We start from the raw sequence: 8,624 nt of genomic DNA on the forward strand, positions 1-8,624 counted from the left end.
CACGACGCGACGTGCCGCGCTCAGTCGAACACCGGCGTTTCCACGCCCAGCACCTTGTGGAGCTTCGGGCTGGTGGTGGTGTACTGCAGGTGGATGCGCTTCTCGGGGAAGATGTAGGGCGCGGCGCCGAAAGCGGCGAGCGCGGCCTCATGGAAGCCCGAGAGGATGAGCTTCTTCTTGCCCGGGTAGACGTTGATGTCGCCAACCGCGAAGATGCCCGGGACGTTGGTCTCGAACTTCTCGGTGTCGACCACGACCTGCTTGCGCTCGATGTTCAGGCCCCACTCGGCGATCGGGCCCAGCTTGGGGCTCAGGCCGAAGAACACCAGCAGCATGTCGAGCGGCACCACGCGGGTCACGCCGTCGCCGCCGGTCACCTTCACGCTGCGGAGCTGGCCTTCGGCCGCTTCGAAACCGGTGACCTGGCCGACGATGAACTGCATCTCGTAGGCGTCGCACAGTTCCTTCATCTTCGCGACCGAGGCTGGCGCGGCCTTGAAGCCGTCGCGGCGGTGCACGAGGATCACGCTCTCGGCCTTGTTCGGGCCGTCCTGGACGAAGTTCAGCGTCCAGTCGAGCGCCGAATCACCGCCGCCCACGATCACCAGGTTCTTGCCGGCGAAGGCGCTCGGGTTGCGCACGCGATAGTGCAGCTGACTGCTGTCGAACTGGTCGAGCCCGTCGACTTTCAGCAGCCGCGGCTGGAACGAGCCCACGCCGCCGGCGATGAAGATGGTCTTGGTGATGAAGCGCGTGCCCTTGCTGGTCTCGAGGTCGAAGCGACCGTCGTCGCGCTTGTTCACCAGCGTGACTTCCTGGCCCAGGTGGAAGGTGGCACCGAAGGGCTCGATCTGCTTGAGCAGGTTGTCGGTGAGTTCCTTGCCGGTGCACACCGGCACCGCGGGAATGTCGTAGATCGGCTTGTCCGGATAGAGCTCGATGCACTGACCGCCCGGGTAGGCGAGCGAGTCGATGATGTGGGCCTTGATCTCGAGCAGGCCGAGCTCGAACACCTGGAACAGGCCGACCGGGCCGGCACCGACGATGACCGCGTCGGTCTCGATCGGGCCGTCGTGGCTGTTCGCGGTGGCGGTGATGGCGGGGTTGATTTGCGGGTCCATGAGGAAAGGCAAGGTGGATTCGGTCAGCGGATCAGTTCGCCGAGCTTGTCGGTACGGTCTTTCCAGTCGTCGGCATCGGGCAGGGCGGCTTTGCGCTTCGTGATGCTCGGCCACTTCTTCGACAGCTCGACGTTGATCGCGATGAACTGCTGCTGGTCGCCGGGCACGTCTTCCTCGGGCAGGATCGCATTGACCGGGCACTCGGGGATGCAGACGGCGCAGTCGATGCACTCGTCGGGGTCGATCACCAGGAAATTCGGGCCTTCGCGGAAGCAATCCACCGGGCAGACGTCGACGCAGTCGGTGTATTTGCAGCGGATGCAGGCTTCGGTGACGACGTGGGTCATGGCGGTTCGGGGTGGGTGAGGGACGGCGTCGAACGACGCAAAGCACACAATTTTAAGGGTTCGGGGTTTTCACGGAACGGGTCGCCGGGACGCAGGCGGGGTCTCGCGTCCGCAGGGCCTGCCGCGCGGCGACATGCGGCAGGGCCGCGGCCCCGACACCGACCGTCACCACGGCGGGTCGGCCGCTGTGCAGCACGCTGGCTTCCGCCAGCGTGGCGACCCGATGATCGCTGCTCAACTGGTCGGTACAGCCGGCGCGCGAGACCACGCAGACCGGGGTCTCCGCCGGCCAGCCGGCATCTCGCAGGCGGCGGGCCAGCGCGGCAAGCTGGCGTCCCGCCATGTAGAACACTTCCGTGTCGGCGCTGCGGGTCGCCAGCAACTCGCCGGCACGCGTCATGGCCGTGCTGAGGCTGACGCTGCGGCCGCTGCCGCGGCGCGTCAAGGGGCGTTGCATTGCCGCCGCAGCGGCCATGGCGGCGGTGACGCCGGGCACCACCTCCGCCGTCAGCCCCTCGGCCGCCAGCGCTAGCAGCTCCTCCTCCAGGCGGCCGAACACGCTGGGGTCACCGCCCTTGAGACGCACGACGCGCAGGCCCTGGCCAGCGAACTTGACCAGCAGGGCGTTGATGCGTGTCTGGCCGGTCGCATGGCAGAAGCCGCGCTTGCCGACGTCGACCCAGCGCGCCTGCGGCGCCAGTTCGCGCAGGGCCGGATCGGTGAGCGCGTCGAACAGCACCACTTCGGCCGCAGCCAGGCGGCGCGCGCCGCGCACGGTGATCAGGTCCGCTGCACCCGGGCCGGCCCCGATGAAGACGACGGGCGGGAGGCCGTTGTCCATCACATCGGCCACGTCAGGCCGCCGCGGCGACCAGCAGCGCGCCGCTGGTGCGGTTGCTGGCCGGGTCGACGATGATCAGCGCACCGCCGATGCGATTGGCCGCATAGGCCTCCACCGGCAGCGGCGCCTGCGCCTCGATCTGCACCTGGCCGATCTCGTTGACGGCGAGTTCGTGCGCGTCGGTGTCTTCCAGCGTATGGATGTCGCGCCGGCTGTCGATGGCCGTGATGCGCGCCTGCACCCAGCGATGCCCGTGGCGCAGCCAGTACTTGCGGCCGACCTGCGCCGGCTCGGTGTCGAGCCAGGCCAGCGTGGCGGCGAATTGCTGCGTCGTCTGCAGCGGCGCGGCACTGGCGATCCAGTCGCCGCGCGAGATGTCGAGCTGGCGGTCGAGCACCAGGCCCGCCGACTGACCGGCTTCGCAGGCATCGACCACCGCGCCGGCATGGCGCACCTCGGCCACGACGGCGGTCTGGCCGCTCGGGAACACCTGCACCGTGTCGCCGGCGCGCACGCTGCCGTGGGCGATGCGACCCCACGCCGTGCGCGGCTGATGGCCGGTGCCCTGTTCGCCCTGCTTGGCGACGTATTGCACCGGGATCAGCAGTGCGCCGTCGTGGCGTTCGTCGGTGGCTGGCAGCGTGTGCAGCAGCTCCAGCAACGTGGGGCCGCTGTACCAATGCCAGACGGCCGAACGCACCGTGGCGTTGTCGCCGCGCAGCGCCGAGACCGGCACGATGCCTGCCGGCACGATGCCGGCCTGGCCGGCGAACTGGTTCAGAGCCTCGCTCACTGCGCCGAAGGCCTCCTCGGCGTCGGCGTCGATCGCGTCGAGCTTGTTGATCGCGAACACGATGCTCGGCACGCGCAGCAGCTGCGCGAGCAGCGAGTGGCGGCGCGTCTGCGGGAGCAGCTGCACCGGCTTCGAGCGCCAGTCGAGCTTGGTGATGTCGACCAGCACCACCGCTGCGTCGCTGCCGGCGGCGGCGGTGACCATGTTGCGGGTGTACTGCTCGTGACCCGGCGCGTCGGCAATGATGAACTTGCGCTGGCGCGTGGCGAAGTAGCGGTAGGCCACGTCGATCGTGATGCCCTGTTCGCGTTCGGCCTCGAGCCCGTCGGTCAGCAGCGACAGATCGATCGCGCTGCCGGCGGCGCGCTTCTCCAGCGCGTCGAGCTGGTCGGCCAGGATCGCGCGGCTGTCGTACAGCAGGCGGCCGATCAGCGTGCTCTTGCCGTCGTCGACGGAGCCGGCTGTCAGGAAGCGCAGCGCGTGGTGCTGGAGATCGTCATTCATGGTGTTCAGAAATAGCCTTCCTTCTTGCGCCGCTCCATCGAAGCGTCCGAGGTGCGGTCGTCCATGCGGGTCGCGCCGCGCTCGCTGATGGTGACCGTCAGCGTTTCGGCCACGATCTCGGCGGCGTTCGCGGCCGGGCTCTCGACCGGGCAGGTGCAGGTCATGTCGCCGACGGTGCGGAAGCGCACCAGCGCTTCCTCCACGGTCTCGCCGGCCTCGGGCGGCGTCACGTCGGTCAGCGGAACCAGCAGTCCCTTGCGGCGGATCACCTGACGTTGGTGTGCGAAGTACAGGTTCGGCAGCGGGATGTTCTCGCGGGCGATGTAGAGCCACACGTCGAGTTCGGTCCAGTTGCTGATCGGGAAGGCGCGGAAATGCTCGCCGGGCTTGATGCGCGTGTTGAACAGGCTCCAGAGCTCCGGACGCTGCTCCTTCGGCTGCCATTGGCCGAAGCTGTCGCGGTGGCTGAAGATGCGTTCCTTGGCGCGCGCCTTCTCCTCGTCGCGGCGGGCGCCGCCGATCAGGCAGTCGAAGCGGTGCTCCTCGATCGCCTCGAGCAGCGTCACGGTCTGGTGGCCGTTGCGCGACTCCAGCGGGTGCGACAGCCGGATCGTGCCGCGCTGGATGGAGTCCTCGAGGTGGCCGACGACCAGGCGCTCGCCCATCTCGGCGATGCGGCGGTCGCGGAATTCGATGACTTCGGGGAAGTTGTGCCCGGTGTCGACGTGCAGCAGCGGGAAGGGCAGGCGGCCCTCGAACTCATTGCCCTGCCTGCGCATCTTGAAGGCCTTCTCGGCCAGGCGCAGCACGACGCAGGAGTCCTTGCCGCTCGAGAACAGCAGGGCCGGGCGCTCGAAGGCGCCGGCCACCTCGCGCAGGATGAAGATGGCTTCCTCTTCGAGCGCGTCGAGATGACGATGGTCGATTTCGGGCAACAACTGGTTCATGTCGAGAGACGCATTCATTGGGGAGCTCCGATCGCGGAGACGACGGCCGCTTCCTGGTGGACGTGCAGGCCGCATTCCTTGGCGGTCTCGTCCTCCCACCACCAGCGGCCGGCGCGGAAGGGCTCGCCCACCGCGATCGCACGGGTGCAGGGTGCGCAGCCGATGCTGGGCATGAACTGGTCGTGCAGCGGGTTGTAGGACACTTGGTGGCGTTCGATGTAGTGCCACACGTCGGCCCAGCTCCAGTCGGCCAGCGCGTTGAGCTTCAGCCGGCCGGCGTCGTCGTGGTCGCGGAACGGCACCTCGCCGCGCGCGTCGGACTGCTCGCGGCGCAGGCCGGTGATCCAGGCACCGCGCTCGGCCAGCATGCGCGACAGCGGCTCGAGCTTGCGGATGCCGCAGCAGCCCTTGCGCAAAGCGAGGCTCCGGTACATGGCCTCCTCGCCGTTGGTGCGCACGAACTCGATCACCGCCTCGTTCTTCGGGCGGTAGACCTCGACCGCCAGGCCGTAGTGCTGCTCGATGCGGTCGATCAGCGCGCTGGTCTCGGCGTGCAGCTTGCCGGTCTCGAGCGTGCCGATCGCGATCGGCAGCGCGTGGCGCGCGATCAGGTCGGTGATCACCATGTCTTCCGCGCCGAGGCTGGTGGCCTGCACGATGCGTCCGGCATGCTCAACTGCCGCGTCACGCAGCCGTTCCACGGCTTGCGCGACGCGCGCCTCGAAGCCTTCGGAGGCTCGCGCATACAGCGCGATCGCGCTCATATCGCCGCTCCCTGGCCGACGAACTCCTGCACCGGTTCGGCGACGAGGGCCTCGACGGCGGCCGGCGGCAGCGCGAACAGCGGGTGGTTGTCGCGCGCGTCGCCCTGGTAATGGCCGCGGAAGAAGCCGAGCGCGCGCTCGGCCACCTCGACCGACTGGTCGCCGCGCAGCGCCACGGCATCGAAGCCGGTGCGGGCCAGCAGCGGCATCATGTCCACCAGCACGTCGCCGGTGGCACGCACCTCGCCGGTGAAGCGATAGCGCGAGCGCAGCAGGCGGGCCTGCGTGTAGGCACGGCCGTCCACCCACTTCGGGAACTGCAGCGCCACCAGCGCGAGGCGGGGCAGGTCGCCTTCCAGTGCCTCGACGTCGGCGTCGTTCGGCAGGATCACGCCGAGCGGCAGGTCGGCTGGCCACTGGCTGCGCACGCCGTGCCATTGGGTCAGCGTCAGCAGGCGCTGGGGGGCGGGCGTGATGGTGACCATCGGGCCGTCCTCGCCGCCGACGGTGCGCCATGCGTCGCGATGGATGTCGATGAATTTCATGCGGCCACCTTCGCCGTGCTGCGGCGCACCGCGTTGGCGGCGGTCTTGAAGGGCTCGAGGCCGACGCGCCGCACGGTGTCGATGAAGCGCTCGTTCGCGGCGCGCTGGCCGCGGTAGGTCTCGATCACCGCCTCGACGGCGTCGGCCACCTCATCGGCCGCGAACGACGGGCCGATCACCTTGCCCGGCACCGCCGAGGCCAGGCCGCCACTCAAGGCCGAGCCGTCGGAGCCGCCCAGCGTGACCTGGTACCACTCGGCGCCGTCCTTGTCGACGCCGAGGATGCCGATGTGGCCGCTGTGGTGGTGGCCGCAGGAGTTGATGCAGCCGCTGATGTGCAGGTCGATGTCGCCGATGTCGTAGAGCTCGTCGATGTCGGCAAAGCGCTCGGTGATCTGCTCGGCCACCGGGATCGAGCGCGCGTTGGCCAGGCCGCAGAAGTCGCCGCCGGGGCAGGCGATCATGTCGCTCAGCAGCCCGATGTTGGGCGTGGCGTAGGCGGCGTCGCGTGCGGCCTGCCACAGCGCGTACAGGTCTTCCTCGCGCACCCAGGGCAACAACAGGTTCTGGTCGTGCGTGACCCGCGTCTCGCCGTGCGAGTAGCGGTCGGCCAGGTCGGCGGCCAGGTCGAGCTGCGTGTCGGTGGCGTCGCCGGGCGCCTGGCCGGCGCGCTTGACGGACAGCGTGACCGCGCGATAGCCGGCGAGCCGGTGGCCGTGCACGTTGCGCTCCAGCCACTTGCGGTAGGCCACGGGGGCATCGGCCGGGGGCACCGTCCCCGGCGCTCGCGTGGGCGACGACGCCCTCGGGCAGCACGAAGCAGGCGGACACGCGGTCCAGCTCGGACTGCGGGATCAGTTGCGCGTCGCCATCGACGTCGCGGCTCAGGATGGCCTCGAACTCCTTGCCCACCTGTTCGATGAAGCGCTCGCCCTCGGCTTTGACCAGGATCTTGATGCGCGCCTTGTACATGTTGTCGCGCCGGCCGTAGCGGTTGTAGACGCGCACGATCGCCTCGATGAAGACGAGGATCTGGTGCCAGGGCAGGAACTCGCGGATCACCACGCCGGGGATCGGCGTGCGCCCCATGCCGCCGCCGACCAGCACGCGGAAGCCCACCTCGCCGGCGTCGTTCTTGTGCAGGTGCAGGCCGATGTCGTGCCAGGCGGTGGCGGCGCGATCCTCGGTGGCGCCGGTGACGGCGATCTTGAACTTGCGCGGCAGGAAGGCGAACTCCGGGTGCAGCGTGGTCCACTGCCGCAGGATCTCGCAGTAGGGCCGCGGGTCGACGATCTCGTCCGGTGCCACGCCGGCCAGCGCATCGCTGGTGGTGTTGCGGATGCAGTTGCCGCTGGTCTGGATGCCGTGCATGTCGACGTCGGCCAGCAGGTCCATCACGTCGGCGCTCCGGTCGAGCGGGATCCAGTTGTACTGGACGTTCTGGCGCGTGGTGAAGTGCGCATAGCCACGGTCGAACTCGCGGGCAATGCGCGCCAGCTGGCGCAGCTGGCGGCTGCTGAGTTCGCCGTAGGGGACCGCCACGCGCAGCATCGGCGCATGGCGCTGGATGTACCAGCCGTTCTGCAGGCGCAGGGGGCGGAACTCGTCGTCACCCAGCGTGCCGGCGCGGTTGCGCTCGAGCTGGTCGCGAAACTGCGCTGCGCGCTGGTGCACGAAGGCGCGGTCGAAGGGGGTGTATTGGTACATCGTTCGTCTGTCAAACCATCGTGGTTCAGTAAATGACCTTCACGCCGGCGGCGACCAGCGCGGTGCAGAGAAAGCCGCGAACCAGCCGGTCGGGCAGCTGGCGGGTCAGCTGGGCACCGATCCAGATGCCGGGGATCGAGCCGACCAGCAGCGTGACCAGCAGGAGCCAGTCCACATGGCCGAGCGTGGCGTGTCCGATGCCGGCGACCAGCGTCAGCGGCACCGCGTGGGCAATGTCGGTGCCGACCAGTCGGCGGGTCTCGATCCGGGGGTGCAGCAGCAGGATCAGGGTGGCGCCGATCGCGCCGGCGCCGATCGAGCTCAGCGAGACCAGCACGCCCAGCACGACGCCCGAGGCCACCGTCCAGGCCGCCTTGCGCTCCTGCGGCAGCCAGCGCTCCAGCTTCAGGCCGACCGCATGCCAGGCCTGCCGGTAGGCCACCGTGACCGCGGTGATGAGCAGGGCGATGCCGAGCGCCAGCGTCAGGGCGCTGGCCCAGGCCTTGGTGACGCCGGTCGCGTGCATCAGGCGATCGTCGCCAGCGCCGCCGGGATGCTGCCCATCAGCAACTGCTTCAGGATGTCGTGGTCGATGTGCTGCTGCCGCCAATGGGCGATGGAGCCCGAGATCTTGGTCAGCCCGGCGAACCAGAGATCGGTCCCGATGGCCACCGCCGGCGGCAGCCCGAACACGCCCAGCATCAGCGGTGTCATCAGCGAGCCGCCACCGACGCCGGTCATGCCGACAATGGCGCCTACGCCGAAACCGATCAACACCGCGATGAAGTCCATGTATGCCTGTTGCGCCGCCGCAAAAATGCCGCAGTGTCGAACTGTAGGGACCGCATGAGCAAATGCGAACAACAGATAAATGAGTTGCTTATCCGCCAGAGGAATAAAGAATCTTGGATCGAGCCGTTTTGATGTCTGACAACTGGTCCGTATCGCACCGGCGGCGGCTGCTGCTTGCCGGCGCGGGCGGGTTGCTGGCGCTGGCCGGCTGTTCGACGACGGCACCGCCCGCCACGGCTCCCGCGCCGCCCGTGGCGGCTGCG

Annotated in this window: 9 protein-coding genes and 1 pseudogene; all 10 read right to left on the reverse strand. The window is 69.0% G+C overall.

Annotation, left to right across the window (positions count from 1 at the left end; all coding sequences use genetic code 11):
- Positions 1–20: 20 nt before the first annotated feature.
- A complete protein-coding gene (locus tag Y694_RS09230) occupies positions 21–1,121 on the reverse strand; it encodes an NAD(P)/FAD-dependent oxidoreductase (RefSeq protein ID WP_036231771.1) in 1,101 nt (366 codons plus the stop codon).
- Positions 1,122–1,144: 23 nt separating this feature from the next.
- Positions 1,145–1,468, reverse strand: a complete 324-nt coding sequence (fdxA, locus tag Y694_RS09235; RefSeq protein WP_036231773.1) for a ferredoxin FdxA — start codon at positions 1,466–1,468, stop codon at positions 1,145–1,147.
- A gap of 52 nt (positions 1,469–1,520) precedes the next feature.
- Positions 1,521–2,309 (reverse strand): uroporphyrinogen-III C-methyltransferase, encoded by a 789-nt coding sequence (gene cobA / locus Y694_RS09240; protein ID WP_036231796.1) that lies wholly within the window; start codon positions 2,307–2,309, stop codon positions 1,521–1,523.
- A gap of 13 nt (positions 2,310–2,322) precedes the next feature.
- Positions 2,323–3,606 carry a sulfate adenylyltransferase subunit 1 gene (locus Y694_RS09245; protein ID WP_036231775.1) on the reverse strand — a complete coding sequence of 428 codons (1,284 nt, stop codon included), beginning with the start codon at positions 3,604–3,606 and terminating at the stop codon, positions 2,323–2,325.
- 5 nt (positions 3,607–3,611) lie between these two features.
- Positions 3,612–4,571, reverse strand: coding sequence for a sulfate adenylyltransferase subunit CysD (cysD, locus tag Y694_RS09250; protein ID WP_011829099.1), 960 nt, complete (start codon positions 4,569–4,571; stop codon positions 3,612–3,614).
- Positions 4,568–5,317: a phosphoadenylyl-sulfate reductase gene (locus tag Y694_RS09255; RefSeq protein ID WP_036231777.1), complete on the reverse strand. Its 750-nt coding sequence runs from the start codon at positions 5,315–5,317 to the stop codon at positions 4,568–4,570. The genes cysD and Y694_RS09255 overlap by 4 nt, the downstream gene beginning before the upstream one ends.
- Positions 5,314–5,862, reverse strand: coding sequence for a DUF934 domain-containing protein (locus tag Y694_RS09260; RefSeq protein WP_036231779.1), 549 nt, complete (start codon positions 5,860–5,862; stop codon positions 5,314–5,316). The genes Y694_RS09255 and Y694_RS09260 overlap by 4 nt, the downstream gene beginning before the upstream one ends.
- A pseudogene (locus Y694_RS09265) lies at positions 5,859–7,569 on the reverse strand (nitrite/sulfite reductase). The gene Y694_RS09260 and the pseudogene Y694_RS09265 overlap by 4 nt, the downstream one beginning before the upstream one ends.
- 25 nt (positions 7,570–7,594) lie before the next feature.
- Complete coding sequence (locus Y694_RS09270) at positions 7,595–8,095, reverse strand: sulfite exporter TauE/SafE family protein (RefSeq protein ID WP_409072471.1); 501 nt, start codon at positions 8,093–8,095, stop codon at positions 7,595–7,597.
- The coding region (locus Y694_RS27120; RefSeq protein WP_409072472.1) for a sulfite exporter TauE/SafE family protein at positions 8,095–8,624 on the reverse strand (530 nt) is incomplete at its 5' end. The genes Y694_RS09270 and Y694_RS27120, both read right to left, overlap by 1 nt.

The sequence above is a fragment of the Methylibium sp. T29-B genome (assembly GCF_000576225.1).
In the GTDB taxonomy this organism is placed as follows: domain Bacteria; phylum Pseudomonadota; class Gammaproteobacteria; order Burkholderiales; family Burkholderiaceae_C; genus Methylibium; species Methylibium petroleiphilum.

Coding starts and splice junctions, on each gene's coding strand:
- Y694_RS09230 (WP_036231771.1), bottom strand. CDS start 1,121: ATGGACCCGCAAATCAACCCCGCCATCACCGCCACCGCGAACAGCCAC.
- fdxA (WP_036231773.1), bottom strand. CDS start 1,468: ATGACCCACGTCGTCACCGAAGCCTGCATCCGCTGCAAATACACCGAC.
- Y694_RS09270 (WP_409072471.1), bottom strand. CDS start 8,095: ATGCACGCGACCGGCGTCACCAAGGCCTGGGCCAGCGCCCTGACGCTG.
- Y694_RS09245 (WP_036231775.1), bottom strand. CDS start 3,606: ATGAATGACGATCTCCAGCACCACGCGCTGCGCTTCCTGACAGCCGGC.
- Y694_RS09255 (WP_036231777.1), bottom strand. CDS start 5,317: ATGAGCGCGATCGCGCTGTATGCGCGAGCCTCCGAAGGCTTCGAGGCG.
- cobA (WP_036231796.1), bottom strand. CDS start 2,309: ATGGACAACGGCCTCCCGCCCGTCGTCTTCATCGGGGCCGGCCCGGGT.
- cysD (WP_011829099.1), bottom strand. CDS start 4,571: ATGAATGCGTCTCTCGACATGAACCAGTTGTTGCCCGAAATCGACCAT.
- Y694_RS09260 (WP_036231779.1), bottom strand. CDS start 5,862: ATGAAATTCATCGACATCCATCGCGACGCATGGCGCACCGTCGGCGGC.